This window comes from Leekyejoonella antrihumi, from assembly GCF_007845645.1.
GTDB classification, from domain to species: domain Bacteria; phylum Actinomycetota; class Actinomycetes; order Actinomycetales; family Dermatophilaceae; genus Leekyejoonella; species Leekyejoonella antrihumi.
The window spans coordinates 1-26,279 of record NZ_VCQV01000037.1 but is presented as its reverse complement, the minus strand read 5'-3'; the positions used below and the strand labels follow the sequence as shown (position 1 = coordinate 26,279).

General features: G+C 67.9%; 30 protein-coding genes and 1 pseudogene. 22 read left to right on the top strand and 9 right to left on the bottom strand.

What is annotated here, in order from left to right:
* Positions 1-8: 8 nt before the first annotated feature.
* Both FGL98_RS20345 and FGL98_RS20340 read left to right on the top strand, forming a co-directional pair.
* Positions 9-911, top strand: a complete 903-nt coding sequence (locus FGL98_RS20345) for an SPFH domain-containing protein (protein ID WP_146319916.1) — start codon at positions 9-11, stop codon at positions 909-911.
* The gene (locus FGL98_RS20340) at positions 908-1,108 is read left to right on the top strand and encodes a type II toxin-antitoxin system antitoxin (protein WP_146319914.1); all 201 of its coding nucleotides are present in this window, start codon (positions 908-910) and stop codon (positions 1,106-1,108) included. Before FGL98_RS20345 ends, FGL98_RS20340 begins: the two co-directional genes overlap by 4 nt.
* Positions 1,109-1,131: 23 nt before the next feature.
* Here FGL98_RS20340 and FGL98_RS26515 read toward each other — a convergent pair whose 3' ends face one another.
* Positions 1,132-1,551 carry an MmcQ/YjbR family DNA-binding protein gene (locus FGL98_RS26515; RefSeq protein ID WP_246136667.1) on the bottom strand — a complete coding sequence of 140 codons (420 nt, stop codon included), beginning with the start codon at positions 1,549-1,551 and terminating at the stop codon, positions 1,132-1,134.
* A gap of 70 nt (positions 1,552-1,621) precedes the next feature.
* On the opposite strand from FGL98_RS26515, the gene FGL98_RS20330 reads away from it, so the two are divergent.
* The gene (locus FGL98_RS20330; RefSeq protein ID WP_146319910.1) at positions 1,622-3,496 is read left to right on the top strand and encodes an APC family permease; all 1,875 of its coding nucleotides are present in this window, start codon (positions 1,622-1,624) and stop codon (positions 3,494-3,496) included.
* 217 nt (positions 3,497-3,713) lie between these two features.
* Here the strand turns inward: FGL98_RS20330 and FGL98_RS20325 are convergent, their stop codons facing one another.
* Positions 3,714-4,271, bottom strand: coding sequence for a hypothetical protein (locus FGL98_RS20325; RefSeq protein ID WP_222432296.1), 558 nt, complete (start codon positions 4,269-4,271; stop codon positions 3,714-3,716).
* A gap of 101 nt (positions 4,272-4,372) precedes the next feature.
* On the opposite strand from FGL98_RS20325, the gene FGL98_RS20320 reads away from it, so the two are divergent.
* From FGL98_RS20320 to FGL98_RS20305, 4 genes are read left to right on the top strand one after another with little or no spacing between them, the layout of a single operon-like run.
* Positions 4,373-4,864 carry a DUF2505 domain-containing protein gene (locus tag FGL98_RS20320; RefSeq protein WP_146319908.1) on the top strand — a complete coding sequence of 164 codons (492 nt, stop codon included), beginning with the start codon at positions 4,373-4,375 and terminating at the stop codon, positions 4,862-4,864.
* Between the two features lie 14 nt (positions 4,865-4,878).
* A complete protein-coding gene (locus FGL98_RS20315; protein ID WP_222432295.1) occupies positions 4,879-5,850 on the top strand; it encodes a carbohydrate kinase family protein in 972 nt (323 codons plus the stop codon).
* The gene (locus FGL98_RS20310) at positions 5,847-6,785 is read left to right on the top strand and encodes a pseudouridine-5'-phosphate glycosidase (protein WP_146319903.1); all 939 of its coding nucleotides are present in this window, start codon (positions 5,847-5,849) and stop codon (positions 6,783-6,785) included. The genes FGL98_RS20315 and FGL98_RS20310 overlap by 4 nt, the downstream gene beginning before the upstream one ends.
* Positions 6,786-6,799: 14 nt before the next feature.
* A complete protein-coding gene (locus FGL98_RS20305; protein ID WP_146319901.1) occupies positions 6,800-7,024 on the top strand; it encodes a hypothetical protein in 225 nt (74 codons plus the stop codon).
* Positions 7,025-7,026: 2 nt separating this feature from the next.
* On the opposite strand, the gene FGL98_RS20300 is transcribed toward FGL98_RS20305, so the two are convergent.
* Complete coding sequence (locus FGL98_RS20300) at positions 7,027-7,914, bottom strand: alpha/beta fold hydrolase (RefSeq protein ID WP_146319899.1); 888 nt, start codon at positions 7,912-7,914, stop codon at positions 7,027-7,029.
* Between the two features lie 72 nt (positions 7,915-7,986).
* Here FGL98_RS20300 and FGL98_RS20295 point away from each other — a divergent pair, with 72 nt between their 5' ends.
* From FGL98_RS20295 to FGL98_RS20285, 3 genes are all read left to right on the top strand, one after another.
* Positions 7,987-8,640 carry a GntR family transcriptional regulator gene (locus FGL98_RS20295; protein WP_186526279.1) on the top strand — a complete coding sequence of 218 codons (654 nt, stop codon included), beginning with the start codon at positions 7,987-7,989 and terminating at the stop codon, positions 8,638-8,640.
* Positions 8,637-9,998: an MFS transporter gene (locus tag FGL98_RS20290; RefSeq protein ID WP_246136666.1), complete on the top strand. Its 1,362-nt coding sequence runs from the start codon at positions 8,637-8,639 to the stop codon at positions 9,996-9,998. The genes FGL98_RS20295 and FGL98_RS20290 overlap by 4 nt, the downstream gene beginning before the upstream one ends.
* 137 nt (positions 9,999-10,135) lie before the next feature.
* Positions 10,136-10,531: a universal stress protein gene (locus tag FGL98_RS20285; protein WP_146319895.1), complete on the top strand. Its 396-nt coding sequence runs from the start codon at positions 10,136-10,138 to the stop codon at positions 10,529-10,531.
* 104 nt (positions 10,532-10,635) lie between these two features.
* On the opposite strand, the gene FGL98_RS20280 is transcribed toward FGL98_RS20285, so the two are convergent.
* Positions 10,636-11,127 (bottom strand): inorganic diphosphatase, encoded by a 492-nt coding sequence (locus FGL98_RS20280; protein WP_146319894.1) that lies wholly within the window; start codon positions 11,125-11,127, stop codon positions 10,636-10,638.
* A gap of 84 nt (positions 11,128-11,211) precedes the next feature.
* Here FGL98_RS20280 and dacB point away from each other — a divergent pair, with 84 nt between their 5' ends.
* The 9 genes from dacB (at position 11,212) to FGL98_RS20235 (ending at position 20,533) form a co-directional block, all read left to right on the top strand.
* The gene (gene dacB, locus FGL98_RS20275) at positions 11,212-12,636 is read left to right on the top strand and encodes a D-alanyl-D-alanine carboxypeptidase/D-alanyl-D-alanine endopeptidase (RefSeq protein ID WP_146319892.1); all 1,425 of its coding nucleotides are present in this window, start codon (positions 11,212-11,214) and stop codon (positions 12,634-12,636) included.
* 129 nt (positions 12,637-12,765) lie between these two features.
* Entirely contained in the window at positions 12,766-13,845 is a 1,080-nt protein-coding gene (locus FGL98_RS20270; RefSeq protein ID WP_146319890.1) for a zinc-dependent metalloprotease, read from the top strand.
* A 3-nt stretch (positions 13,846-13,848) separates the two neighbouring features.
* Positions 13,849-14,907, top strand: a complete 1,059-nt coding sequence (gene tilS, locus FGL98_RS20265) for a tRNA lysidine(34) synthetase TilS (RefSeq protein WP_146319888.1) — start codon at positions 13,849-13,851, stop codon at positions 14,905-14,907.
* A 4-nt stretch (positions 14,908-14,911) separates the two neighbouring features.
* Entirely contained in the window at positions 14,912-15,463 is a 552-nt protein-coding gene (gene hpt / locus FGL98_RS20260) for a hypoxanthine phosphoribosyltransferase (protein WP_146319886.1), read from the top strand.
* A gap of 171 nt (positions 15,464-15,634) precedes the next feature.
* The gene (gene ftsH / locus FGL98_RS20255; RefSeq protein ID WP_146319884.1) at positions 15,635-17,668 is read left to right on the top strand and encodes an ATP-dependent zinc metalloprotease FtsH; all 2,034 of its coding nucleotides are present in this window, start codon (positions 15,635-15,637) and stop codon (positions 17,666-17,668) included.
* Entirely contained in the window at positions 17,646-18,233 is a 588-nt protein-coding gene (folE, locus tag FGL98_RS20250; RefSeq protein WP_146319882.1) for a GTP cyclohydrolase I FolE, read from the top strand. Before ftsH ends, folE begins: the two co-directional genes overlap by 23 nt.
* 5 nt (positions 18,234-18,238) lie before the next feature.
* Positions 18,239-19,111 (top strand): dihydropteroate synthase, encoded by an 873-nt coding sequence (gene folP, locus FGL98_RS20245; RefSeq protein WP_425461013.1) that lies wholly within the window; start codon positions 18,239-18,241, stop codon positions 19,109-19,111.
* Positions 19,104-20,033, top strand: a complete 930-nt coding sequence (folK, locus tag FGL98_RS20240) for a 2-amino-4-hydroxy-6-hydroxymethyldihydropteridine diphosphokinase (RefSeq protein WP_246136665.1) — start codon at positions 19,104-19,106, stop codon at positions 20,031-20,033. The genes folP and folK overlap by 8 nt, the downstream gene beginning before the upstream one ends.
* Entirely contained in the window at positions 20,030-20,533 is a 504-nt protein-coding gene (locus tag FGL98_RS20235; protein ID WP_186526278.1) for a DUF3180 domain-containing protein, read from the top strand. The genes folK and FGL98_RS20235 overlap by 4 nt, the downstream gene beginning before the upstream one ends.
* 193 nt (positions 20,534-20,726) lie before the next feature.
* Here FGL98_RS20235 and FGL98_RS27230 read toward each other — a convergent pair.
* Positions 20,727-20,936, bottom strand: a pseudogene (locus FGL98_RS27230) (ClpX C4-type zinc finger protein); the annotation flags it as partial.
* Positions 20,937-21,101: 165 nt separating this feature from the next.
* Here FGL98_RS27230 and FGL98_RS20225 point away from each other — a divergent pair.
* Both FGL98_RS20225 and FGL98_RS26510 read left to right on the top strand, forming a co-directional pair.
* Positions 21,102-21,620: a DinB family protein gene (locus tag FGL98_RS20225; protein WP_146319877.1), complete on the top strand. Its 519-nt coding sequence runs from the start codon at positions 21,102-21,104 to the stop codon at positions 21,618-21,620.
* Between the two features lie 458 nt (positions 21,621-22,078).
* Positions 22,079-22,318 carry a hypothetical protein gene (locus FGL98_RS26510; protein WP_246136664.1) on the top strand — a complete coding sequence of 80 codons (240 nt, stop codon included), beginning with the start codon at positions 22,079-22,081 and terminating at the stop codon, positions 22,316-22,318.
* A 273-nt stretch (positions 22,319-22,591) separates the two neighbouring features.
* On the opposite strand, the gene FGL98_RS20210 is transcribed toward FGL98_RS26510, so the two are convergent.
* From FGL98_RS20210 to FGL98_RS20195, 4 genes are all read right to left on the bottom strand, one after another.
* The gene (locus tag FGL98_RS20210) at positions 22,592-22,903 is read right to left on the bottom strand and encodes a hypothetical protein (protein ID WP_146319873.1); all 312 of its coding nucleotides are present in this window, start codon (positions 22,901-22,903) and stop codon (positions 22,592-22,594) included.
* A 115-nt stretch (positions 22,904-23,018) separates the two neighbouring features.
* Complete coding sequence (locus FGL98_RS20205) at positions 23,019-23,204, bottom strand: hypothetical protein (protein ID WP_146319871.1); 186 nt, start codon at positions 23,202-23,204, stop codon at positions 23,019-23,021.
* Positions 23,205-23,359: 155 nt separating this feature from the next.
* Positions 23,360-24,520, bottom strand: a complete 1,161-nt coding sequence (locus FGL98_RS20200; RefSeq protein WP_146319869.1) for an NADH-quinone oxidoreductase subunit D — start codon at positions 24,518-24,520, stop codon at positions 23,360-23,362.
* Between the two features lie 4 nt (positions 24,521-24,524).
* Complete coding sequence (locus tag FGL98_RS20195; protein WP_246136663.1) at positions 24,525-25,481, bottom strand: EamA family transporter; 957 nt, start codon at positions 25,479-25,481, stop codon at positions 24,525-24,527.
* A 133-nt stretch (positions 25,482-25,614) separates the two neighbouring features.
* Here FGL98_RS20195 and FGL98_RS20190 point away from each other — a divergent pair, with 133 nt between their 5' ends.
* Positions 25,615-26,160, top strand: coding sequence for a CGNR zinc finger domain-containing protein (locus FGL98_RS20190; protein ID WP_146319865.1), 546 nt, complete (start codon positions 25,615-25,617; stop codon positions 26,158-26,160).
* Positions 26,161-26,279 lie beyond the last annotated feature (119 nt).

The window sequence follows — 26,279 nt, the reverse complement described above, 5'->3', positions numbered from 1 at the left end:
AGGCCGACATGGACGGCACAAAAGCACCTGGCGCCGCCGAGCCGGTCGGCCACCAGGGCGTCAGAGTCGAGATTGCCCAGCGTCCCGCGCTCGCCGTCAATGGCTGGCTGGGCGTTGTCGTGCTCGCCGCATGTGCAGTGGCAGTGTGGCTGGCCGCCCCGCACCATTCGGGTCTGCTCTGGTTCCCGGTGCTGATCTTCGTCCTCGTCGTGACGTCGCTGGTGATCGTGCCGCCGGGGCAGAGCTCGGTGGTGCAGTTCTTCGGCCGGTACATCGGCACTGTGCGCCGCGCCGGGTTCTGGTGGGTGGTGCCACTGACCGTCCGGCGCAAAGTCAGCGTCCGGGTCCGCAACTTCGAGACGAACCACCTGAAGGTCAACGACGCCGACGGCAACCCGGTCGAGATTGCCGCGATCGTGGTCTGGCAGGTGGCCGACACTGCACGCTCGACCTACGCGGTCGACGACTACGAGGACTTCGTCTCCGTGCAGGCGGAGTCCGCGCTGCGGCATGTTGCCACCATCCATCCCTACGACTCCGGCGCGAGTGAGACCTCGTTGCGTGGTTCGACGGACCTCGTCGCCGGCGAGCTCGCGCACGAGGTCGCCGAGCGCGTCCTGATCGCCGGTGTCGAAGTTGTCGAGGTTCGCATCTCGCACCTCGCCTATGCACAAGAGGTCGCGCAGGCCATGCTGCGACGGCAGCAGGCCAATGCCGTTGTCGCCGCTCGTAGCCGCATCGTGGAAGGTGCTGTAGGCATGGTCGAGATGGCGCTGAACCGGCTCGCCGAGAACGAGGTGGTCGATCTCGACGAAGAGCGCAAGGCAAGCATGGTGAGCAACCTGCTGGTCGTGCTCTGCGGCGACCAGCCGCCGTCGCCGGTGGTCAACACCGGATCGTTGTACACGTGAGCGAACGTCGGCAGGTCCTCCTGCGAGTTGACCCGGCCGTTCATGATGCGCTGATGCGCTGGGCCAATGACGAGTTCCGCAGCGTCAACGCGCACGTGGAGATGCTGCTGCGGCGGGCGCTCGCCGATGCCGGCCGGATGCCCAAGCAGGCGGCCCCGCTGCCCAGGCGTGGACGCCCCCGACGCCACGCCGACTGAATCCCGCCGACGGGCCGGCCCGCTCAGCCCTCCGACCTGAGAGGGCCCGCGCCGTTGTCGAGCAGGCGCACCTGCCGTTTGAGGGCGGTGTTGCGGTAGGACATATCCACGAGCTCGGTCACCTCGTCCCAGTCCGGCTCTGCGGCGCGGAAGTTGAGGCCGATCCAGCCATGCGGGCCGTAGTAGGCCGGGCTGAAAAACCTCTCGTCGGAGAGCAGCACGTCGCGTTCCTCGGGATCCGGCTGAATGACGACGGACTGTGACCACACGTCGGACTGGTGGTCACCCTTGACCATCGCGCCGAAGAGCGCAAACGTCCTTTGCGTGAAGAAGATCGGCCGGCCGTGCGAAACCCGCTCTGCGGCATCGGGAAACGAGAGCGCAATCCCCCGCAACCGGTTGAGATACGGGTCGTCATCGGTGAATCTCAGGGGGTGCGGCACTACTGCAGAGTAGCGGAATTTGTCTGCCGTAAGTCTGCGTTCGAGGATGATTCGGTTGTACCTTCGGTAGATGGCGCCGACAGAGAATGATGGTCTGGGCAAGTTCGAGCTGGCGGATCGTGGCCTTCGTCGGACGATGTCGTTCACGCAGTTGCTGCTGCTGGGCGTGAGCGCGCAGATCGGATCCGGGTGGCTGTTCGGGGTGCTGTCGGCTGCGGGTGTGGCGGGTCCCGCCGCGATCCTCGCGTGGATCATCGCGTCGATTCTCGTCGGTCTGATTGCCCTGGCGTATGCCGAGATCGGCTCGATGCTGCCCAGGTCGGGTGCGATCGTGCGCTACACCTACCTGACGCATGGAGCCTTTTCCGGCTGGATCATCGGTTGGGCCTACTGGCTGTCGGCAGTGACGATCCCGCCGATCGAGGCCATCGCCTCCATCACCTACCTCGGCGGCAAGTATCCCGGCCTGCACCTGCTGGAGAAGAAGGACGGCGTCGACATCCTCAGCTGGCCGCAGGGCATTCTCCTCGGCATCGTGCTGATGATCCTCTTCTTCATCCTCAACTACTTCGGTGCCAAGTTCCTCTCCGAGTCCAACCGGTGGGTGACGATCTGGAAGCTCGCCCTGCCGACCCTGACCTTCATCGGGCTGTTCTTCGTCCTCGACAGCAGCAACTTCCACTCCTTCGGCGGCTTCGCGCCCGAAGGAGTCGGGCCGATCTTCCACGCGATTGCTTCCAGCGGGATCATCTTCTCCCTGCTGGGGTTCCGCCAAGCCTTGGACTACGGCGGCGAGGTGAAGAACCCGCAACGCAATGTTCCCCTTGCCACGTTTGGGTCAATCGCCATCCCGATGGTCATCTACACCCTGCTGCAGGTGGCCTTCATCGGTGCGATTCGATGGGCGAGTATGGGCCTCTCGCCGGGCGACTGGAGCCTGCTCGAGACCGGAAAGTGGGCCGACGGCCCGTTCTTCCACGCGCTCGACTCGGCCAATCTCGCGCTGCTGACTGCGCTTGGCACGCTGCTGCTCATCGACGCGGCCGTCTCACCGCTGGCCACCGGCTGGGTCTACCTCGGCACGGCGACCCGTACGTCATACGGCATGGCCGTGCATCGCAACATTCCACCGATGTTTCAGGCCAACAACCGATTTGGCATCCCGTGGATCTCCCTGATCGTTTCCACCGTGGTCGCCTGCGTGTTCTTCGTGCCCGCACCCAGCTGGTATCAGCTCGTCGGATTCATCAGTGCCGCAGCGGTGCTCACCTACATGATGGGTGGAGTGGGGTTGCCGGTACTGCGTCGGACAGCCGGTTCACTACCCCGCCCGTTCCGGTTGAAGCAGGCCGGGCTGTGGTCGCTGGTGGGCTTCCTCGCCTCGGCGCTGATCCTCTACTGGGCAGGGTTCTCCACGCTGGCAAACGTGTTCACCGCGACCTTCATCGGACTGCCGCTGTTCGCGGGATATTACGCGTGGAAGGAGGGGTGGGCGCCGAAGGTGCCGGCGGTCGTTCTGGGCGTCGTCTTCTTGGTGGTCTGGGTGTGGATTGCCCGCTCCGGTGGCTGGGTGCTGACCGCCGACGGTGGACAGAGCGTCGGCGGCTGGTCGTTCTGGCCCTACTTCATCGCCTTCGCCGCGGCGCTGATCATCTTCTGCGTGCTGCTGTGGGCGCTGTGTACGCCGGTGGGCAGGCTGCACATCGAACGCTCTGCCTGGCTGCTGTGGCTGCTGCTCGGCACCTTGCCGATCTCCTACTACGGGTTCTACGGGCCGTTGAAGAACCCGCCATTGGCGTTCCCCTGGGGCACGCTGATCGAGATCGTCCTGGCCATCAGTGCCTACTTCTGGGGTGTGCGCAGCGGATTCGAGACCGACGAGATCAAGGACATCGTCGATTCCGTGGCTGGCGACGGACAACTGCCGGAGGAACAGCTCGTCTGAAAGCCACCCCGCAAAGTCTTCGCTCCTACGTCGCTCAGTACTTTGCGAGGACCCCGACAAGCCACCCCGCAAAGTCTTCGCTCCTACGTCGCTCAGTACTTTGCGAGGACCCCGACAAGCCACCCCGCAAAGTCTTCGCTCCTTCGTCGCTCAGTACTTTGCGAGGACCCCGACAAGCCACCCCGCAAAGTCTTCGCTCCTACGTCCTCGAGAGGGGTCAGTTTCCCTGCCGCCAGTCGCGGATCTCGCGGGCCGCGGCCGGCCAGAACGACGACCCGGTGATCGCGACCCCACCAAGGGCGATGATGCCGATCGCGATGTCGACGCTCGTGCGGCCCTGCTTGGCCCAGTAGACGTCCTCCAGGTCGATGAGCAGGGCAGCCTCGTCGGCGATCAGCGCCGTCGCCATGCCGTAGGAGAGCGCGGTGGCGGGGTGCCGTTCGTCCTGGGCTTGGCCTCGGATGGCGAGGACTCCGATGCCGGTCAGCAACGCAATGCCGATGTTGTAGTGATGGAAGTGGCGTCCGCCGACGCTCATCCCACCGCCCTTGGGCCCGTGCCCGGCGCGAATCCAGTGGGTGAGGGCGCGGGTCGCCCCGAAGGTGACGGCAAACGACGTCCAGGCGACCAGCGCCGACTGCTCACCCTGGTCGAGCTGGATATTGAGCTTGTCGTTCAGCCGGCGGGTCAGCTTCGTGCTGAGCAGGCGCCGACCGGAGTCGTCGAAGACGCCCTCGTCGTGGGTGGGGGACTGCTGGCCTGGTTCGTTCGTCATGATTCTCTCCTTGTCGCCGGTGCCGCTGGCAGCGTAGCGACGAAGTTGCCACAGTCGGGCGTAAACCGCCTGAGTGGAGGCTGTGGCACTACGCTGCGCGTATGCGAATCTCGGAGAAATGGACCTACGCGGCGGATGCCGACCAGGTCTGGGCGATGACCACCGACCAGACATTTCAGGACAAGAAGTGCGCCGACGCCGGTTCGCTGTCCTCGAGCGCCAGCGTCACGGAGGCGGGTGAGACCACCGAGATCCGCAACGAGCGCGAGATGCTGACCGAGGGCATCCCGGACGTGCTGAAGAAGCTGATCGGGCAGACCGTTCGAGTGACGGAGACCCAGACGTGGAGTGCGCCGGACGAGGGTGGAGTGCGCACCGCGGACGTCGACGTCCTCATCAAGGGCCAGCCGATCACCATGCGCGGCAAGATCGTGATGCGACCTGAGGGGGAGGCCACCACCCTGACGCTGGAGGCCAACTTGAAGGCCGGCATCCCGCTCATCGGCGGCAAGCTGGAGAAGGCGGCCGCTCCCTCCATCCTCGACGCGATTCACAGCGAGCAGCGGACCGGCACGGCGTATCTCACCACCTGAGCGACAATGAGGTGGTGCGCGGGACAGTTGCGGTCATCGGAGGTGCGAACCTCGATATCGTTGCGCGCAGCGGTCGCCCCGTGCAGATCGCGACCAGTAACCCCGGTCGCACGGTCGCGACGCCCGGCGGAGTGGGTCGTAACGTGGCCGAGAATCTCGCGCGGCTCGGCGCCCCGGTGTCACTGGTTGCCGTGATAGGGCGGGACGACGCGGGGCGGCGGGTGTTGCGGCAGACTGCGGCCGCAGGTGTCGACGTCGAGCACGTCACTCGCGTGGACAGCCCAACCGGCACCTACACTGCCGTCCTCGGCGACGACGGTGAGCTGGTGGTCGCAATCGCCGACATGGCGGCCACCGAGGCGATGGACGTCGCACGGCTGCCGATGTCGTTGCTGGAGAGCGCCGAACTGCTCGTGCTGGACGGCAACCTGCCGCTGCCGGTCATCGAGCACGTGCTGGTGCACGTCGGCACCCCGGTGCTGCTCGACCCGGTCAGCGCGCCCAAGGCGGGTCGGCTGAGCGGCCTGCTCGACGGCCGGCACCAACTGCATACGATCACCCCCGACCGGCACGAGCTCGCCGCGCTGACCGGTGAGCCGACCGGGACCTGCGCCCAGATCGCGTATGCCGCACGCACCCTCCTCGATCGCGGGGTGCGCCGGGTGTGGGTGCGTCAGGGCGCCTGCGGGTCCACGCTGATCACCGGCGTGGACACGGTTCACATTCCCGCCATTGCGGCCGTGCCGGTCGACGTGACCGGCGCCGGCGACGCCATGCTCGCCGCCTACGTCCAGGCGTTGCTGACCGGGCGCGGCGACGAGGACGCGGCCCGTGATGGCGCCGCGGCGGCCTACCTGACCATCACCAGCCCGCACACTGTGCGGCCGGATCTGAGCACTTGCGCGGTCGAGCGCATCCGCCGAGAGCACCCAGCACCCCCCGTCCAGCGAGAGGTGCCCTCACCCCGACGGAAGGACGTCATATGAACCCAGCCATCCACCTGACCGACGAGGTCCGCGAGGCCCTGCGCGACCACCGTCCGGTGGTTGCTCTGGAGAGCACCATCATCAGCCACGGCATGCCCTACCCGCAGAACGTCGAGATGGCGCGCGAGGTGGAGGACATCATCCGCAGCCACGAGGTGGTGCCGGCGACCATCGCCGTGCTCGACGGGATGGCGCACGTCGGGTTGACCGCCGATCAGCTGGAGTTGCTCGCGAGCAGCGGCGACGTCGAGAAGGCGAGCGTGCGTGACCTGGCCTACGTGCTGGCGCGCGGTGTGCACGGCGCGACCACCGTGGCCGCCACGATGCGGCTCGCGCATCTGGCCGGCATCCGGGTCTTTGCGACCGGCGGGCTCGGTGGGGTGCATCGCGGCGCCGCCGGAACCTTCGACATCTCCGCGGACCTCACCGAGCTGTCCCGCACGCCGGTCGCTGTCGTGTCGGCCGGCGTGAAGTCGATCCTGGACATCGCCCTCACCATGGAACAGCTGGAGACCCTGAGCGTGCCGGTGATCGGGTATGCCACGGACGAGTTTCCGGCGTTCTACTCGCGCAGCAGTGGCCACCGGGTGCCGATGCGCGCCGACTCACCGGCGCAGGTGGCCCGGATCATGCACACTCAGTGGGGCCTCGGCATCACTGCCGGCGTCAATGTGGCCAACCCCATCCCCGTGGACGACGAGGTGCCCGCCGACACGATCGACGCCATCATCGACCAGGCACTGTCCGACATGGGGGCGGCACGGGTCACGGGCAAGGACGCCACGCCATACCTGCTCGCGCGGATCGTCGAACTGACCGGTGGCGACAGTCTGCGGGCCAACATCGCGCTGGTGCGCTCGAACGCTCACCTTGCGGCGCAGATCGCTGCGGAGTACGTCGAGATCGAGGCCGATGTGAGCACGCGGGACGTCTGAGAGACAATGGCACGGTGATGGATCATCTGGCAGCCTGGCAACCCGTGGCAGGGCTCGACGAGCCGACGGGTCACCCGTACGGCCTGGGCCTGACGTTTGCTGCCATGTGCGTCTTCTTCATCGTCCTGTTCCTGATCGTCGTACTCGTCGGCAGGGCCCGGGATCGGCGGAGGCCGCCGCCCCCGCCGCCGGTCTACCCGATCCTGGGCGACAAGCCCCGGAAGGACCGCCACAAGTAGGCCTACCTGCCCACGGACCGAACTCTTTGCAGGACGGCCTCGGCGACCACGTCCGGGACGACCTCCGGGAGCCAGTGGCTCTCGTCCAGCTCGATGAACTCGTAGTCACCGCAGACGAATTCTCGGGTCTTCTCCGCAGCCGCCCGCCCGAGCGCAAAGTCGCGGCTGCCCCAGATGAAGGTCGTCGGCACCGTGATCCGCCGAGGCTGCGACGCGCCTGCCGACCGCCCCTTCCGCAGCGAGGCGAGGGACCGTTTCATCGAGCGGCTGGCCGGCATCGAGCGGTACCAGCCGAGCGGTCCGCGAAGCTCCTGCGGGTTGTTGAACCGCGCGACGTACTTTGCGGCCTGCTCCGCTGCGACACCGTGATGCGTATACAGGTCGTGCAGGCCGCGTGCGACGGCGCGCTCGGGCAGCCACGGCAGCTGGAAGAAGACCATGTACCAGCTCTTCTTCCACTGGTCGCCGTGCGTGAACGCCCATCCCATGGCGGCCGGATGTGGCGTCGACAGCGCGGTCAGCGAGGCGACGCGATCGGGATGGCGGTCCGCGAGTGCCCAGGCCAGCGCCCCGCCCCAGTCGTGTCCGACGAGATGAGCGCGTTTCGCGCCCGCGGCGTCGAGCAGTGCGAGCGTGTCGGCACTGAGCTCCTCCATTGTGTATGCCGTGCGACTGCGTGGGCGCGCGCCGGGGGAGTAGCCGCGCTGGTCGGGCGCAAGGGTGCGCAGCCCCGCCGCATTCAGCGCGGGAGTCACGCTGTCCCAGGCCGTGCGGTCCTGCGGGAACCCGTGCAGCAGCACGACGACCTCGCCCTCGGCCGGTCCGCTGTCGGTGACGTCGAAGGTCAGGTCGTCTCTGGTGAAGGTCTGCACACCACGACCTAACGGCATGAGCGAGGGAGTGGCAAGTCACACGTCGTCGACTGGAAGATGCATACATGTTGCATCTATGATGTATGCATCATGTCGACTGCAGTAGCCGCTGAACACCCGGTGCCCGCGAGCGAGCGGGCCTACAGCCACATCAAGGCAGCAATCCTCTCCGGAGCGCTTGCCGGGGGCACCTTCGTCACCGAGGGCGCCCTTGCCGAGGAGATCGGCATCTCACGCACTCCGGTCCGAGAAGCTTTGCTACGCCTACAGGTTGAGGATATGGTCGAGCTCTACCCGAAGAAGGGCGCCCTCGTGGTTCCGGTGACGGCGCGGGAGACCCGGGAAGTATTCGAGGCCCGGGTGCTGATCGAGGAGTGGGCCGCGACTCACGCCTGGCCACGCCGCGCAGAGCTCGGCCCGCGCCTGCATCAGCTGCTCGACGACATGACTGCAGCTCGCAGAATCAAGGACGCGGCGGCCTTCAGCGCGGCCGACCGCGCCTTCCATGAGGTGATCGTCGAGGCGGCCGGCAACTCGGTGATCACCCGGCAGTATCGCCATCTGCGGGACCGTCAGCTGTGCATCGTCGCGAGCGTGATGCGGACCGACGAGGCTCGGATGACGCGGGCCGTGGTCGGTCACAAGGAGCTGCTGGCGCTGCTTGAGCACGGCACGCGTGCCGAGTTCACCAGGGCTGCACGGGAGCACGTGGCCCACACCGGCGAGATGGTGGGTAGCCGGTGACCGGTCAGACCCTGCGCTATCCCCTCGGTGGTCGGCGGGCCTGGATCGTCTGGGCCAGCGCGATCAGCGTCTACGTCCTCGCCGTGTTCCACCGCACCTCACTCGGCGTGGCCGGTGTCGTCGCGGCGCAGCGGTTCCACATCAGCTCGGCCCAGTTGGCGACCTTCACCATGGTGCAGCTGCTGGTGTATGCCGCGATGCAGGTGCCCGTCGGCGCGCTCCTGGATCGCTTCGGTTCGCGTGCACTGCTGATCACCGGCGTGGTCACGATGTCACTGGCCCAGTTCAGCTTCGCCTTCGCGGACACCTTCGCCGCGGGCCTGCTGGCTCGCATCTTCGTCGGCATGGGAGATGCGATGACGTTCGTGTCGGTGCTGCGGATCGTGATGCTCTGGTTCCCACCCGCCCGTACCCCCATGGTCACGCAGATCACCGGAATCATCGGTCAGCTCGGCGCCGTCGTGGCGGCCGTGCCGTTGTCTGCCGCGCTGCACGCGTTCGGTTGGAAGACCTCGTTCCTGGCTGCGGCCAGTGCCGGCGTGGTGCTGGGCGCCGTGCTGCTCGTCGTGGTCAAGGACTCGCCCTACGTCGATCAGGCCCGCACCCAGATCAAGGTCCGGGCGGTCGGTCGGGCGGTGCGACACGCCTGGAACGAACCGGGCACCCGGCTCGGTCTCTGGTGCCACTTCACCTCGCAGTTCGCGAGCACGGTCTTTGCGCTGATGTGGGGCTTCCCCTTCCTGGTGAAGGGCGAGGGACTCAGCGCCACCACCGCGAGCCTGCTGCTGTCCCTGATGGTCGTGGCGGCGATTGCGGCCAGCCCGGTCTTCGGCGCGCTGGTGACGCGGTTCCCCTACAGCCGCTCGTCCCTTGTGCTCGTGCAGGTTGCGCTGATGGTGCTCACCTGGACGGTGGTGCTGCTGTGGCCGACACGGGCGCCGCTCTGGATGCTGATCGTGCTCGTGGTGATCACGGCCATCGGCGGGCCCGGATCGATGGTCGGCTTCGACCTCGCCCGCACGTTCAACCCGCCGACGCGCCTCGGCAGCGCGACCGGCATCGTCAACGTCGGAGGGTTCACGGCGTCCTTCAGCAGCGTGGTCCTGATCGGGGTGGTGCTCGACCACCTGTCGCCCGGCGGACCGGACAGCTACGACCTGCACGCGTTCCGGTGGGCGTTCTGCGTGCAGTACGTCGTCTGGGCGATCGGGATCATCCAGATCCTGCGGCTACGCCGCAAGACCCGGGTCCTCGTGCACCGGCAGGACGACTACGCGCACCTCATACCCGCGGGTCCGCACCGGGTTCCACGGGCCGTGCGTCGCGACCGCGAGCGCACCTCCGACGCCCGACCATAGCCATCGAATCACGGACTTGTAGAGTCTCGCGCCGCTAGACTGAGCCACGCCAAAGTGCCGGTCACCGACGTCGACAAGATGCTCCCGGCGTCGACGAGATCGTGGGCGGCGTGCTCATCACTCGATTGGAGTCGGAGATGACCGTGGTTGTGGGATATAAGCCAACGCCTGAGGGAGATGCGGCTCTCGATCGTGCGGTGCTCGAGGCGCGGCGCGGCGAGGAAGACATCCTGCTTGTCAACGCGTCACAGAGCGACACCACAGAGGGCGACCCGGCGATCGCCGACAAGTCCAAGTTGGCTGAGGTTCGCGCTCGACTCGACAAGGCGGAGATCAAGTATGTCGTGCGCCAACGACTTCGGGTGGTCAGCCCGGCCGACGAGATCCTCGGCGCAGCAACGGACAGTGCAGCGTCGGCGATCGTCATTGGGCTGCGTCGACGCTCCAGGGTCGGCAAAGTGCTCTTCGGCAGCATTGCCCAGACGGTCCTGCTCGAGGCGGACTGTCCGGTGATCGCTGTCAAGGCAAGGTAGCGGCGCGAGCGCCTCACCCGTCGAGTGGAGCAGGTAACCGCCGAGCGGAGTATGAATATGTGCTCCACTCGAGTGCTAGGTGCCCCACTCGACGGGGGATGGGGTCAGTGACCGTGCTGCTTGGCGCGGTCCAGGGCGTCGGTGACGGCCTTCTCGGCCTCCGCACGTCCCTGCCAGTGGGAACCCTCTTCGACGGCCTTGCCCGGCTCGAGCGCCTTGTAGGTCTCGAAGAAGTGCTTGATCTCGGCGAGCGTGAACTCATTCACGTCGCCCAGGTCCTGGGTGCCGGCGGTCCGCGGGTCGCCGGCCACGACACACAGCACCTTGTCGTCGCCGCCGGCCTCGTCGACCATCTTGAAGACCGCGACCGGCCGCGCCTTGACGATGACGCCGGGATACACCGACTCCTCGATCAGCAGGATCGCGTCGAGCGGGTCGCCGTCCTCGCCGAGGGTGTGCTCGATGTAGCCGTAGTCGGCGGGGTACTGCATCGACGTGAAGAGACGCCGATCCAGGTGGATCCTGCCGGTCTCGTGGTCGATCTCATACTTGTTGCGGTTGCCCGCGGGGATCTCGATGGTGACGTCGAACTCCATGTAGCGTGCCCTTACTCTGTGCATGGCGATACTGGTTGCTGGTAAGTCTCCCGCACACCGGCCAGATCGAGAAGCAGGGGTGACATGCGCAGGTGGCACAAGGTCGGCGCGGGCGCCGGCGTCGTGCTGATCGTGGTGCTCGGATACGGCACGCTCGACGTGTATGACGTTGTTCCCGGCGTGCTGACGCTGCAGGACGCTCCGCAGCCACCCGTGCCCGAGCCGGGGCACGCGGCGGCCGCGGCGAAGTCGGTGAAACCTCCGGCCGCACCACCGTCACCGAGCGTTCTGCCTGCTCTGGAGGGCGCCGAGCCAACGGCCGCCAGGATCAAGGCGATCACTGCCGGACCCCTCGCCAGCAAGAACCTCACATCGACGGTGGCCGTCACCGTGCGAGATGCCACGACGGGCGCCCACCTGCTCGACAGGGGCGCCAACAAGGCAGTGACGCCGGCGTCAGTGACCAAGTTGCTGTCCGCCTGGGCGATCGCGAACACGATGAACCTGTCGAAGCCGCTGACGACCAAAGTGGTCGCCGGCGCGACCGGGCATGTTGTGCTGGTCGCCGGCGGTGACACCGCACTGAGCCCCGGCAGGGGCAACCCGAACAAGGTCGACGGACACGCCGGTCTCGCCGACCTGGCCGCGCAGGTCGCCGAGAAGGTCAAGGCCGCCGGCCGCTCCACGGTCATAGTGGACTACGACACGTCCTACGCGCCAGGCCCCTTCGCGGTGCCCGGCTGGTCGCCCGACTTCCTGTCCGTGGGCTACACGACCCGGATCGCCCAGCTGGGCCTGTCTATTGAGCGGGCGGACCCGCCGCGGCCCGCGGCCGCCAACCCGAACGTGGACACCCAGCGAGCTCTGGTCAAGGACCTGTCGGCGCAGGGGCTCACGGTGAGGACCGGGGCGAAGGTGCGTGCAGCCGCAGACGCCGCGGTGCTTGGCAAGGTCGAGTCGTCCCCGCTGATCGACGTGCTCGGGATGGCGCTGCAGGACAGCGACGACGCGATGGTCGAGTCATTGACCCGGCAGGCCGCGTTCGCCGACGGAGTGGCCGGTGACAATGCCTCGGTCACGCACTGGGTGGTCCGCACGCTGACGAAGGCCGGGTTCGACATGGCGGGAGTGCACCTCGGTGACGTGTGCGGACTCGCAGAAGGCACCACGATTCCCGTGCGGGTGCTCGGTGACGTGCTGACCTCGGGCACCAGCGGTCACAACCCGGCCTTTCAAGAAGTGCTCTCCCGGCTGCCGGTCGGAGGCTGGAACGGCACACTCGACGATCGGTTCCTGCAGGTCACTAACAGCTCCGCGGCCGGATGGGTGCGCGCCAAGACCGGCAGTCTCAATCTGGTCAGCTCACTGGCCGGGACCGTGGTGGACAAGGACGGTCGCCTGCTGGTCTTCGCGATCATCGCCAATGGCGCGTTCCCGGACGGGGTCTGGGCCACCCGGGCGGCGATCGACAACATCGTCGCCGACCTGGCGAAGTGCGGCTGCAGCTGATCCCCACGAAGTTCTCCCTCCGCAAGCTCCGGTCGATACTTCGCGGGGCCCCGCGTCGGGAAGCCACCCACGACCCGTATCGCGAGCCGCGGTCCCGGAGTACGCGTCGTGAGGCCTACGGTGGGGGGCATGGCGAGCAGTGCGGACGAGCAGCCCGACGATGCGGGACACACGTCGTATGTCGACTGGGGCCTGGCCGCCAGCACCGGCCGCCGGCTGGTCTCCGATGGCCCCACGGTCAGCGCCGCCGAGGCGAGGGCAGCGGTGGAGGAGCTGCGGGCGGCGGCCGCTCGCGCGCACGGACCGGTCGCCGAGACCGCCCGGATGGATGCCTCCGCCGGCAGCGAGAGCCCGGTACATGTGGTGGACCGCACCGCGTGGATCGATGTGAACGTGGCGTCGATGCAGGCGATGATGGACCCGGTGATCGACAAGATCACCGCGAAGAAGGCGGCGGGGCGGGCCGCCCGCGCCGTTGGCGCGAAGGTGACCGGCACGGAGACCGGTGCCCTGATGGGTTACGTCGCGAGCAAGGTGCTGGGGCAGTACGACCTTGCGCCGGGCGGTCAGCCCAGCCTGCTGCTGGTGGCACCCAACATCGTCACCGCCGAACGGGAGCTCGGCGTCGACCCGAGCGACTTCCGGCTGTGGGTCTGCCTGCACGAGGAGACGCACCGGGTGCAGTTCACGGCGGTCCCGTGGTTGCGCGACCATCTGGTGACGCGGGTCCGCGACCTGATGGTGGACCTGGTGCCGGATCCGGAGGCGCTCCAGCAACGCCTGCACAGTGCTCTGCGTGAGCTGCCCGGCGCGCTGCGCGAGGGCGGCGCCGGCATCGCGGATCTGGTGGTCGCGCCGCAGCAACGCGCCGAGATGGCCTCGGTCACCGCCATCATGGCGCTGCTGGAGGGCCACGCCGACGTGGTGATGGATGATGTCGGACCGCAGATCGTGCCGTCCGTGGAGCAGATTCGCGCGAGGTTCGACCGCCGTCGCAAGGGAGCCGGCGGCATCGACCGCCTGCTGCGCCGGCTGCTCGGCCTGGAGGCGAAGATGCGTCAGTACCGTGATGGTGCCGTCTTCTGCCGTGCAGTCACCGACAAGGTGGGCGTGGACGGTCTCAATGCCGTGTGGACCTCCCCGCAGACCCTGCCGACCCCCACCGAGATCGAGTCGCCGCTCGACTGGGTGGCGCGCGTCCACGGCTGACGTATGCCGGGCCCACACCCCGCCGTCGCGGCCTGTCGCAGCGCGGTGCGCCGCGCGCTCCGGGCCTACGGGGAGCTGCCCGAGCACGCGCTCGTCCTGGTGGCCTGCTCCGGTGGAGCCGACTCGCTGGCGCTCGCGGCCGCCGCCGCATTCGAGGCTCCGCGCGCCGGTCTGCGCGCGGGCGCGATCGTCGTGGACCACCGGTTGCAACCAGGATCCGAGCAGGTGGCCGCCCGTGCAGCGGCGCAGTGCCTGGACCTCGGGCTGGACCCGGTGGACATTCGGGCAGTCGATGTCGGCACCGGAGCGGGGCCTGAGGCCGAGGCCCGCATGCAGAGGTATGCCGCGCTCGCGGATGCCGCCGCGGCCCACGGCGCACGGTGCGTCCTGGCCGGACATACCCGCGACGACCAGGCCGAGAGCGTGCTGCTGGCACTGGCGCGTGGTTCCGGGACCCGGTCCCTCGCCGGGATGTCGCCGTGCACAACTCTGCCGACAGCGCGAATCGACCCTGCTGATCGGGCCTCCGGCTCGTCGAAACGCGCCCTCGACGAGCAGTGCGCGCTGCTGCGGCCCTTCCTCGACGACCTCACGCGCGCGCAGACGCGGGCGGCGTGCACCGCGCTCGGGATCACCTGGTGGGACGACCCACACAACGAGGACCGGCGGTATCTGCGGGTCCGCGCCCGCGCCACCCTGCAGGACCTGGAGAAGGAGATCGGTCCGGGGGTGATCGCCGGACTCGCCCGGTCGGCGCAGATCGCGCGCGGCGACGCGGACCTTCTCGATGAGATGGCGCTTGCCGCGGCAGACCGGCTGAGGGAACCGCCCTGGGCGGCGGACGAACTCGCCGCCCTGCCGCAGGCTGTGCGCGCCCGGGTGTGGCGCCTGCTGATGGCGCGGCAGGGCGCCGCCGCCGCCGATGTGGGCAGGGTGCACGTGCAGGCTCTGGACGCGCTGCTCACCGCCTGGCACGGACAGGGGCCGGTCGACGTGCCGGGCGGTCTGCGGGCGCGGCGGGTGGCCTCCCGGTTGGTCGTCGAGCGCGGTCCGGTTCAATAGAGTCATGGACTCGTCGCACATGGGCAATGATCTTGACCACGTCCTGTTCACGCAGGATCAGATCCAGGAGCGACTGGAGCGGCTGGGCGAACAGATCTGGCAGGACTACGAGGGTAAGGACCTGCTGCTCGTCGGGGTCCTCAAGGGTGCGGTGCTCGTCATGGCCGACCTGATGCGGACGCTGCCGGGGACGGTGCCGATGGACTGGATGGCCATCTCCTCCTACGGCTCGGGCACCAAGTCCTCCGGTGTCGTCCGCATCCTGATGGACCTGCGCGAGGACATCACCGACAAGCACGTGCTGATCGTCGAGGACATCATCGACTCCGGGCTGACGCTCAACTGGATCCAGGGCAACCTGCGCTCCCGCGGGCCGGCGTCCCTGGAGATCTGCACGCTGCTGCGCAAGCCGGAGGCCGCCAAGGTGGCGATCGACTGCAAGTACGTCGGGTTCGACATTCCCAACGAGTTCGTGGTCGGCTATGGGCTGGACTACGACGAGAAGTACCGCAATCTGCGCGATATCGGCACCCTTGCGCCGCACGTCTACAGCTGAGTGCCGGCTGCGCAGATCATCGGCGCCTCCCGGAACACAGGCCCACGCCGGCTCGTTACAGGTGCGTATGCCGTGTGATGGGGTAGTTACCCGTCGGTGTACCGTCTTGACGTCTGATGTCGGCCACGCGGCCAACCGAGCAGGAGGATCGGGGCATAGCCCCGCACGTTCATGAACTACAAGCGTCTTCTTCGAAACCCTGGCCTCTTGATCTTTCTGGTGGTCGCGATCGGGTTTCTCTGGTTCACCTTCGGCAGCGTGGGTGGCTACCAGAACATCGATACCTCGGTAGCCGAGCAGCTGATCACCCAGAACAAGGTCGAGTCGGCGAAGCTCACCCCGGACTCCGTCGAGCTGACGCTGAAGAGCGGGTACACCGGCGGTAACGTCAAGAACGCCACGCAGGTGGAGGCCAGCTATGTCAGCGCTCGCGGTGACCAGCTCGTCAACCTGCTGACCAAGCACCAGCCGGCAAAGGGCTACACCGACGACACGAAGCAGCAGAACGTCTTCGTGACGCTGCTGCTGAACATCCTGCCGTTCGTGCTGGTCCTCGGTGTCTTCTGGCTGATCCTCAGCCAGATGCAAGGCGGCGGCTCGAAGGTCATGCAGTTCGGCAAGAGCAAGGCCAAGCTGGCGACCAAGGACATGCCCAAGGTGACCTTCGCCGACGTGGCCGGCGCCGACGAGGCGGTCGAGGAGCTCGAGGAGATCAAGGACTTCCTGGAGGCTCCGAAGAAGTTCCTGGACGTCGGAGCGAAGATCCCCAAGGGAGTACTGCTCTACGGCCAGCCGGGCACGGGTAAGACGCTGCTCGCCAGGGCCGTCGCCGGTGAGGCCGGTGTGCCGTTCTACTCGATCTCCGGTTCGGACTTCGTGGAGATGTTCGTCGGTGTCGGCGCCTCCAGAGTCCGCGACCTGTTCGAGCAGGCCAAGTCCAATGCGCCGGCCATCATCTTCGTGGACGAGATCGACGCCGTAGGCCGCCACCGTGGCGCCGGCCTGGGCGGTGGCCACGACGAGCGCGAGCAGACGCTGAACCAGCTGCTGGTCGAGATGGACGGGTTCGACGTCAAGACCAACGTCATCCTCATCGCGGCGACCAACCGTCCCGACATCCTCGACCCGGCGCTGCTGCGGCCGGGCCGGTTCGACCGGCAGATCGCGGTGGATGCACCGGACATGGCAGGCCGGCACCACATCCTGCAGGTGCACGCCAAGGGCAAGCCGATGGCGGGGGACATCGACCTGCTGAACGTCGCCCGCCGGACCCCCGGCTTCTCCGGGGCCGACCTGGCCAACGTCCTCAACGAGGCCGCGCTGTTGACCGCGCGCAGCAGTGCGCAGATCATCGACAACCGGGCACTGGACGAGGCCATCGACCGCGTGATCGCCGGACCGCAGAAGCGCACCCGGGTGATGAGCGCGAAGGAACGCAAGATCACCGCCTACCATGAGGGCGGGCACGCACTGGTGGCGTCGGCGCTGAATCACACGGACCCGGTCAGCAAGATCACGATCCTGCCGCGCGGTCGGGCTCTGGGCTACACGATGGTGCTGCCGGTGGACGACAAGTACTCCACGACCCGCAACGAGTTGCTGGACCAGCTCGCCTACGCGCTCGGCGGCCGGGTCGCGGAGGAGATCGTCTTCCACGACCCGAGCACCGGAGCCTCCAACGACATCGAGAAGGCGACCGGACTGGCCCGCACGATGGTCACGCAGTACGGCATGAGCGAACGCGTCGGGGCCATCAAACTCGGCAGTGGGCAGGGCGAGGTCTTCCTGGGCCGCGACATGGGCCACGAGCGTGACTATTCCGAAGAACTCGCCGGAGTTGTCGACGAGGAAGTGCGCCGGCTGATCGAGGCCGCCCACGACGAGGCGTGGTCGGCCCTGAACGACAACCGGGACGTCCTCGACCGGCTGGTCCTCGAGCTCCTGGACAAGGAGACGCTCAACGCCGACCAGCTCAAAGGCGTCTTCGCCGACGTCCGCAAGCGACCCCAGCGGCCGGTGTGGCTGTCCAGTGACCGGCGTCATGTCAGCGACCGCGGACCGGTGCTGACGCCGGCCGAGCAGGAAGCCCTCGCGCGCGGTGACTACCCGGTCGACCTGGACAAGCAGCGCGTCGACGTGCATCCGCCGGAGGCCGTGATCGAAACCCCGGAGGCCGGACGACATGACGAACCCGAGCGGGGTTGACCTCACCCGTGCCGCCGCGGCGGTGCGTGAGCTGCTCATTGCGCTGGGGGAGGACCCCGACCGCGAGGGACTGAAGGACACCCCCGGACGGGTGGCGCGCGCGTATGCCGAGTCGTTCGCCGGGATGTGGCAGCACCCATCGGAGGCGCTGAACCGCACCTTCGACGTCGACCATGACGAGCTGATCATCGTCAAGGACATCGAGGTCTACAGCACCTGCGAGCACCACCTCGTGCCGTTCCACGGGGTCGCGCACGTCGGCTACATCCCGGACCGGGACGGGCGAGTCACCGGACTGTCCAAGATCGCCCGGCTCGTCGAGGTCTTCGCGAAGCGGCCGCAGGTCCAGGAGCGGCTGACCACCCAGATCGCCGATGCGCTCGTCGAGCACCTCGGCGCTCTGGGGGTCATCGTCGTGGTCGACTGCGAGCACCTGTGCATGTCGATGCGTGGGGTCCGCAAGCCGGGCGCCCACACCATCACCTCGGCCGTGCGCGGACAGCTGCGCAACCCGGCGACCCGAGCCGAGGCCATGAGCCTGCTGCTGAGCGACAGCCGACGGTGACGTCGGTGAAGGCCCCCGCGAGCGGGACGCGCCCCCGGCCGCTGCCCGTCCGTCCTGAGCGACGACCGCTGGTCATGGGGGTCGTCAACGTCACGCCGGACTCATTCTCCGACGGCGGACGGTGGCTGGAGCCCGGGGCGGCGATCACCCACGGCATCGAGCTGCTGGAGCAGGGCGCGGACATCCTCGACATCGGCGGCGAGTCGACCAGGCCGGGCGCGGACCGGCCGAGCCCGCAGGAGGAGCTCGACCGGGTGATCCCCGTGGTGCGCGCGCTGGCGGACGAAGGGGCGGCGGTCTCCATCGATACCATGCGATCCGGTGTCGCGGCAGCCGCGCTCGACGCCGGTGCGTGCGTCGTCAACGACGTCAGTGGTGGACTGGCGGACGGCAAGATGGCGCAGACCGTTGCGCGCTCCGAGGCGATATTCGTCGCGATGCACTGGCGCGGCCACAGCCACGACATGCAGTCCCGCGCCGTCTATAACGACGTCGTGGCAGACGTATGCCGTGAGCTGGAGCAGCGTGCGCAGGACCTGCTGGGCGCCGGGATCCGGGCCGACCGCCTGGTGCTCGACCCCGGACTCGGCTTTGCCAAGACCGCGGCACAGAACTGGACCCTGTTGCATCATCTCGACGCGTTGGAGCGGCTGCGCCAGCCGGTGCTGGTGGGCGCATCGCGCAAGTCCTTCCTGGCTCGCATCGCACAACGCGGAGAGGAACCGGTGCCCGCAGCGGAGCGAGACCTGGCCACCGCGGCCGTGAGCGTCGTCCTCGCCCAGGCGGGAGTCTGGGGCGTGAGGGTCCACGACGTGCGCTCGACCATTGCCGCCCTGGACGTCGTCGCCGCCATCGAGGAGTGTGGTGACAGTGGCTGAACGACCGCAGCTCGGTGCCGCCGGCATGGCGGCTGATCGCATCATCCTCAACGGGATCACTGTCACGTCCTGCCACGGGGTGCTGCCGCAGGAAAAGACCTCTCCGCAGCGATTCATCGCCGACATCGTGCTCGAGTGCGACCTGAGCCGCGCGGGCCACAGCGACGACCTCGCACACACCGTGAGCTACGCCGAGATCGCGCAGGAGGCCGAGGCCATCCTGCGCGGGCCGACGGTCGACCTGATCGAGACGCTGGCCCAGCGGATCGCCGACACGGCCCTGACCCGCGTGGCCGTCGAAGCCGTCGAGGTCACGATCCACAAGCCGCAGGCGCCGGCGGGCGTTGTCTTCCACGACGGACAGCTCGGCGGACCGGCCGTCCGCATCAGGCGTGAGCAGGACCGCCAGGTCGTGATCGCCTGCGGAGCAAACCTGGGCGACCGGGAAGCCACGCTGAGTGCCGCGGTCCGCGCACTCGATCGGACCCCAGGCATTCAGGTGGTCGCAGTGTCGCCGCTGGTCGAGACCGACCCGGTCGGCGGCCCGGACCAGCCGGACTACCTCAACGCGGTCGTGATCGCGCGCAGCCGCCTCGCACCGCTGCACCTGCTCGGTGAGCTGCACCGGATCGAGTCCTGGCACCACCGCATACGGGAAGTGCGATGGGGTGCAAGGACGCTCGACCTCGACCTGATCCAGGTAGGCGACCCTGACAATGGTTCGGACCTGATCTGTGCCACGAACGACCTGACGCTCCCACACCCGCGCGCGGCTGTCCGCGGATTCGTGCTGGTGCCCTGGTCGCAGGTGGATCCGGCCGCGGCGTTGCGCTGCGGCGACACCGCCCGACCCGTGCTGCAGATCCTGGGCGCGGTCGATGTCTCCGGCGTGCGCAGCGGACCGCCGTGGTGGCCGCTGTGATCGAGAACGGCGTCACGTGGAAGCACGCCGCCGGGTGCGGGGGACTGGTATTTGTGGTCGCGTATGCCGCGCTGCGGCTGTGGAGCACCCGGGGTCACGCGATGCCGAACAACTCGTGGTTCGCTCTCGGCGTGCTCGTCCTGATGATCGCGTTGGTGCTGGTCGGCGGATGGGACATCCGCCGGTACCTCCAGGGACAGTCGACCAGGATGCCGACCCCGATGCGGGCGCGTCGAACGCTGGTGGCCGGGCAGGCCTGCGCGCTGGGTGGATCCGCAGTCGCCGCGTGGTATGTCGCGCATGCTGCGGTTGACGCTCGATCGTTGGACGTCCCGTCGGTGCAGGACGCGTTCTGGATGGCGGTGCTGCTCGCGGCCGGCGCTCTCGGACTCGTCGCCGCGGGTTTCGTGGTGCAGTCCTGGTGCCGGATCCCCGATGATGACGACCAGGAGCGTCGTCGTCGCCGTGGATCGGGCGGTGGGGGAGCGCTCGGAGCCTGACCGTCGTCGGGAGGCGGTGATGCGGGCACAGTTTGGACCCGGCGCGCGGCGAAGGCTCCTCGACGGCTGTTCGTGCGCAAGGTGCCCCATCGGGCAGTTCCGCACCCCGCGGGTGGATCGTCGTGCGGGACGCCCGCTTCATGAACGTCGAGGTAGGTGTTCCTCCTCGATGATCTGGGATGCATGATCTGACGCAGTCGACGCAGCTGTGCACACCGGGGCCAGCGATGAGTTTCACCGTCTCGCTTTCTGGCTGCCCACAGAAGGAGCAGCGCGGTGAGCCGTCGACCCACCGCGCGGGCGCCTCACTTGTGACGGGTGCGATGACGAGCGGACCGCGATACCAACCTAAACGCGCCCTCGACCGCGGTGCGCTGACCCATGTTGAACACCCGACGGTCATAGGTCCTCGCGACGCGGACCGCACCCAGGTCGAGAGACCCGGCCGACCGTTGATCGATCATTAGGCGGAGATTGGCGATTGCCCTCGGCGGGCTGGCCAGCAACTGTTTTACGAGAGTGCTGCTGCGGGTTGCGACTGCCGTCCAGGCGCTGTCAGAATTCTGTAATGGTCCCAGGTTTTGACGAGGCAGATCGCCCGGCGCTCCTCGCGGCGCTGGAGTATCAGCGCGCCTCGGTGCGCTCGATCGTGGACGGTTTGTCCGAGGAGGACTGGCACACCTCGGTGGTGCCGTCGGGTTGGACGCCGGCGGGACTCGTGACGCACCTCGGCGGTGCCGAGCGGCATTGGACGTGCGACGTGATCCTCGCAGACGATCCGGGTCATCCGTTCGATGAGGATTTCGGCGATGAACCGTACGACCCGGATGCGCCGTTCGTCATTGATTGGGCCTCGTCGAAGGTGCTGACCTATTACCGGGACCAGGCCCGGCAGACTGACCAGATGCTCGCCGTCACCGCGCTCGATGCGGCGCCACGTGGACGGCACGGCACCGCGGCCGGGGATCAACCGATGAGCGTCCGCGAGATCGTCCTGCATCTCATCGAGGAGACGGCTGCCCACTCCGGTCACCTGGAGATCGCCCGGGAACTGCTCGACGGCAAGACCCGACTCGGTCTGAGGTAAGACCGGTTCAAGCCGCAGAGCGAAACTGCCAGGTGCGAAAGCGGTTGCGATGGCAGGTCTCGGGACGCAGCCCTCGGAGTACTCGCATGTGGCCGGTCCTGCACCGGCGCCTCGGCAGTCCTGGCCGTGCCATCCTCGCGCAGCCTGGGCGCCTTCGGGCCATCGATCCCATCGAGGAATGCGCCCTGTTCGGTGCATCTAAGCACTGTGCCGGCGCCACTTCGGGCGAACTCGATGGTGGCCACCGATACCGAGATGCGGACATCGTTGGCGTACATCTCATAGCTGTACACGATTCGTTCGACGGGGACGAGGTCGTAGACTGGTCTTGACTACAAGCGAGGCGAAGGCAGCGGAAACCCGTGAGGGACTCGCCGGGTAGGTTCGCTCGACCGTGAAGGTGTCGTGGATGACGGAATGCGCGGTCATGGTCGCTCCTTGGGAGTACGTGGGTTGGGGTGCTGCACGTAGGCGGTGTCTTCCAAGTACTGGCCGAGGCGGTCGAGGTGCCGTTCTGCCAGGGTCCTTCGGTCGGTGATCCACGACTCGAGCGATCGAAGAGCAGCCGTGTCGATGCTGCAGATTCGCACGCGGCCCACCTTCTTGGTCCGGACGAGGCCGCTGGTTTCGAGTACGTGAGCGTGCTGCACAACGGCGACGAGCGAGATGGAGAGTGGCTTGGCGAGTTCGGTCACTGAGGTCGGCCCCTGAGTGAGCCGCTCCACCATGACCCGGCGCCCTGGGTCGGCTAGAGCCGCATCGGGCAGTTACGCACCCCGCAGGTGGAACCCGTTACGGGGGCAGCCTCGCCTAGACGGGTGAGGCGATCTCCGGTCGGGTGGCCGATCCTCGAGCACGTCGGCCGGCGTGCTGTGCGGAACGCTCGCGACGATGGGCTGGACCAGAGTGCCGTTACGGCGCGGGCCTCGCCGACTGCCATCCCGGGTCCGGGTGATCACAGCACTCGGCGGTCAGGCGGAGTCTGTGGGCAATCGCTTGCCAGTCACCATCATCCGAGCGACATTGGCGAGGCCGAGCGCGACGAGCACGATCGACACGTTGCGGAGCCTCCTGGCACCCGTGGGCGTGAGTGGCTTCGCCGGTGGATAGCCACTGCGCGCAATGGTGGCCGACGTCCATCCGATCCACCACCCGCCGCATACAAGCCTGAGAACCCGCCACGTCGGAGCATCCAACCGACGGCGTCCGAGGGCGAGGATCGCGCCCCACACCCCTGCGCAGCCGATGCTGTACGCCGTGTAGCTATCAAACCGGTTGCTCATCGGTGACCGCCCTTCGAGAGGCAGGCCCTCACGGCAGGTCAAGCCACGGTTGGACCCTGTTCGATTCTGGCACCATCTGCGCCACCTCGTCCACATCGTCAGCCCCCGAACCGGGTCAACCCGCCTCCCACGGCTGCGGATACCGCATGCGTTGCACCTGGTCGATCAGCCACCGCGGCCGCGGTGGCACCGTCTCGATCGCCGACCGCTTCTCCTCGTCGAGCTCGGCAAGGTATACCGGGTCGGCCCGGTCGGCCGGATTGCGCCACAGCGGGTACCTGATGCTCAGCGAGAAGTCCACCAGACCAGCGTTGTGCCACCCGCTGGTGAGAGCGGGTCACTTGAGCTGAGGGGTCGTGGCGATCGACATGAGGTGCGCGCTTGCGTCGACAATCTCCGGGCAGGCTTCAGTGACATGCCCTTTCCTGCATCTCGACACCAGGCACTGGTGCCGGCCTATTTGTCGATGTCGCCGACGACGAAGAACATCGATCCGAGGATCGCGACCATGTCGGCGAGCAGGGTTCCGGGCAGGACCTCGGCGAGCACGGCGACGTTGTTGAAGGACGCCGACCGCAGCTTGAGCCGCCAGGGGGTCTTCTCCCCACGGGAGACCAGGTAGTAGCCGTTCAGTCCCAGCGGGTTCTCGGTGGCGACGTAGTCGTCGCCCTCGGGCACCTTGACCACCTTGGGCAGCTTGACGTTGATCGGCCCGCCCGGCATCGCCGATAGCCGTTCGACGCAGGCCTGGGCAAGGTCGAGGCTGACCTGCACCTGCTCGAGCAGGACCTCGAGCCGTGCCAGGCAGTCGCCCTCGGTGCGGGTGACGACCCGACCCGCGCCGCCGGGCGCGAACAGCTCCGCATACGCCAGGTAGGGCTGGTCGCGGCGTAGATCGACGTCGACGCCGGACGCCCTGGCGATCGGGCCGGACACGCCGTAGGCATGGATGACCTCGGGGGTCAGTACGCCGACACCACGGGTGCGCGCGTGCACGATCTCGTTGCCGACCAGCAGGCTCTCCAGGTCGGGCATCCGGCGGCGCACGGCGTCGATGGCCGCCGTCACTCGGACCAGCCAGCCGGCCGGGATGTCCTCGCGCAACCCGCCGACGCGGTTGAACATGTAGTGCATCCGCCCGCCGGAGATCTCCTCCATGACCGCCTGGAGCTCCTCGCGTTCGCGGAAGGCATAGAAGATCGGCGTGATCGCACCAAGCTCCAGAGGGTAGGAGCCAAGGAACATCAGGTGGTTGAGCACCCTGTTCAGCTCGGTCAGGAGCGTGCGTGCCCAGGTGGCGCGCTCCGGCACATCCATCCCGAGCATCCGCTCGACAGCCAGGGCCAGGCCGATCTCGTTGCTGAACGCGGACAGCCAGTCGTGCCGGTTGGCCAGCACCAGGATCTGCCGGTAGTCGCGCACCTCGAAGAGCTTCTCCGCACCGCGGTGCATGTAGCCGACGATCGGGTCGGCGGCCATGATGCGTTCGCCGTCCAAGGTGACCCGCAGGCGCAGCACGCCATGGGTTGCGGGGTGCTGCGGCCCGATGTTGAGGACCATGTCGGCGGTGGCGAGATCCCCGGCGCCGACACCGACGGTGAGCTCGCGACGTGCCATGGCCTCAGTCTGCCAGTTGCACCTCGGCGCTGCGGACCAGCACAACTCCGACGACGATCAGGGCGCCACCGGCGAGCTGGACCGGCAGCGGCAGCTGACCCAGCAGCAGCCAGGCGAAAAGCACCGCGAAGAGCACCTCGGCAAGGGCCACGAAGGAGGCCACCCGCGCGCCGAGCAGACGGGCGCTCACGACCCCTGCCGCATAGGCGAAGGCGGCCGCGAGGACCGAGATGCCCAGCAGCGGCAGCAGGAACGACACCTGGCGGCCGGCGAAGACGACGTCCGAGGTCGTGGCGTGCATCGGGGTGACGCCGACCGCGCCGAGCGCGACCAGGAAGAGCGCGCCGACCACCATTCCGGTGCCCGCCAGCGCGATGGGCGGAAAGTCCTCGTCGGCGCGGCTGGAGAGCAGGAAGTAGGCCGCCGAGCAGACTGCCGCGCCGAGGCCCCAGGCGACGCCCACGAGGGAGATGTGCACGCCGTTGAAGACGTCGAGCACCAGCACCAGGCCGCCGATGCACAGGGCCGCCCCGGCGAGGGTGAGCCGGCCGGGCGAGCGGCGGTGGCGCACCCAGAAGAGTCCGATGAGCAGCACGGGTGACAGGTATTCCAGCAGCAGCGCGACGCCGACCGACAGGTGCTCGATGGCGTTGAAGTAGGCCAGCTGGCAGCCTGCGACGCCGGTGAGCCCGTAGATCGCGATGATCGGCAGGCGGCTGCGCAGCAGGTGCCAGCGGCCGCGCAGGGCTCGGGCGGTCGGTATGGCCAGGACGAGCGCGGCCAGCGCGATCCGGGCGGTGACTGCCGCAGCGGGCGACCACCCGGTGTTCAGCAGCGACTTGGCGAACGGCCCGGAGGTGCTGAAGGCCGCGGCGGAGGCCAGTGCGATGCCGATCGGTGCGGCGCTGGAGGGGGCCTTGCGGGGTGCGGTGGCGGCGGTGCGGGCCAGCTGTGCGGTCACAATCACCTCATATCTTTGAGCTCGTGGAACGAGTGCGGTCGGGTGGGACAGGAGGAGAAGGTTTGTAAGTGGCAAAATATACCTACGACTCTTTCTGGCACGATGATAGAAGAAAACCAAGACAGAGGTCAAGATGCTTTTCACTCATGACACGGATGTTGCACTGGCGGCGCTCGCAGCGCTGGTCAATACGGAGAAGGGCGAGCCGGACCCCCTGGCCGATCCGGCGGGGCTGGATGCCTTTGTCGACGAGTGGGGCTGGACCGGCCGCCGGCGGCACGACGAGCAGGAGCGCCGAGAGGTCGTGCGGGTGCGGTCCCGGCTGGTGGCGCTGTGGGGCGCGACCGAGGACGAGACGGTGACGCTGGTCAACGACCTGCTGCGCCAGGCGGGCGCGGTGCCGCAGCTGGTCCGCCACGACCAGTGGGACTATCACCTGCACGCGACGTCCGCAGAGGCACCGCTGGCGACCCGGATGGCGGTCGAGGCGGCCATGGCGATGGTGGACGTGGTGCGAGCGGGCGAGCTGGGCCGGTTGCGGTGGTGCACGGCGGACGACTGCGACAACGTCATGGTGGACCTGTCCAAGAACCGGTCCCGGCGATACTGCGACGGAGGCTGCGGAAACCGGGCGAATGTAGCCGCCTATCGCGCGCGTCAGGCGTCCGGGACCGGCTAGAGCGTGTCTCCCAAAGATTCGGCGCTGACGTTGAGAGCGTGGGATGCATGGTGCGTGAGGATCAGATTTCCGATGAGTTCTGGGCAATAGTCGAGCCGCTACTGCCGACGTCGACCGGT

What these genes read in the sequence shown, in the direction of transcription:
- folE (WP_146319882.1), top strand. Translation starts at nt 17,646, where the DNA reads ATGACGAACCCGAGCGGGGTTGACCTCACCCGTGCCGCCGCGGCGGTG.
- FGL98_RS20225 (WP_146319877.1), top strand. Translation starts at nt 21,102, where the DNA reads ATGGTCCCAGGTTTTGACGAGGCAGATCGCCCGGCGCTCCTCGCGGCG.
- FGL98_RS20190 (WP_146319865.1), top strand. Translation starts at nt 25,615, where the DNA reads ATGCTTTTCACTCATGACACGGATGTTGCACTGGCGGCGCTCGCAGCG.
- FGL98_RS20210 (WP_146319873.1), bottom strand. Translation starts at nt 22,903, where the DNA reads ATGAGCAACCGGTTTGATAGCTACACGGCGTACAGCATCGGCTGCGCA.
- FGL98_RS20280 (WP_146319894.1), bottom strand. Translation starts at nt 11,127, where the DNA reads ATGGAGTTCGACGTCACCATCGAGATCCCCGCGGGCAACCGCAACAAG.
- FGL98_RS20300 (WP_146319899.1), bottom strand. Translation starts at nt 7,914, where the DNA reads ATGCCGTTAGGTCGTGGTGTGCAGACCTTCACCAGAGACGACCTGACC.
- ftsH (WP_146319884.1), top strand. Translation starts at nt 15,635, where the DNA reads ATGAACTACAAGCGTCTTCTTCGAAACCCTGGCCTCTTGATCTTTCTG.
- FGL98_RS20310 (WP_146319903.1), top strand. Translation starts at nt 5,847, where the DNA reads ATGAACCCAGCCATCCACCTGACCGACGAGGTCCGCGAGGCCCTGCGC.
- hpt (WP_146319886.1), top strand. Translation starts at nt 14,912, where the DNA reads ATGGACTCGTCGCACATGGGCAATGATCTTGACCACGTCCTGTTCACG.
- FGL98_RS20200 (WP_146319869.1), bottom strand. Translation starts at nt 24,520, where the DNA reads ATGGCACGTCGCGAGCTCACCGTCGGTGTCGGCGCCGGGGATCTCGCC.
- FGL98_RS20270 (WP_146319890.1), top strand. Translation starts at nt 12,766, where the DNA reads ATGGCGAGCAGTGCGGACGAGCAGCCCGACGATGCGGGACACACGTCG.
- dacB (WP_146319892.1), top strand. Translation starts at nt 11,212, where the DNA reads ATGCGCAGGTGGCACAAGGTCGGCGCGGGCGCCGGCGTCGTGCTGATC.
- FGL98_RS20345 (WP_146319916.1), top strand. Translation starts at nt 9, where the DNA reads ATGGACGGCACAAAAGCACCTGGCGCCGCCGAGCCGGTCGGCCACCAG.
- FGL98_RS20295 (WP_186526279.1), top strand. Translation starts at nt 7,987, where the DNA reads ATGTCGACTGCAGTAGCCGCTGAACACCCGGTGCCCGCGAGCGAGCGG.
- FGL98_RS20325 (WP_222432296.1), bottom strand. Translation starts at nt 4,271, where the DNA reads ATGACGAACGAACCAGGCCAGCAGTCCCCCACCCACGACGAGGGCGTC.
- FGL98_RS20285 (WP_146319895.1), top strand. Translation starts at nt 10,136, where the DNA reads ATGACCGTGGTTGTGGGATATAAGCCAACGCCTGAGGGAGATGCGGCT.
- tilS (WP_146319888.1), top strand. Translation starts at nt 13,849, where the DNA reads ATGCCGGGCCCACACCCCGCCGTCGCGGCCTGTCGCAGCGCGGTGCGC.
- FGL98_RS20320 (WP_146319908.1), top strand. Translation starts at nt 4,373, where the DNA reads ATGCGAATCTCGGAGAAATGGACCTACGCGGCGGATGCCGACCAGGTC.
- FGL98_RS20330 (WP_146319910.1), top strand. Translation starts at nt 1,622, where the DNA reads ATGGCGCCGACAGAGAATGATGGTCTGGGCAAGTTCGAGCTGGCGGAT.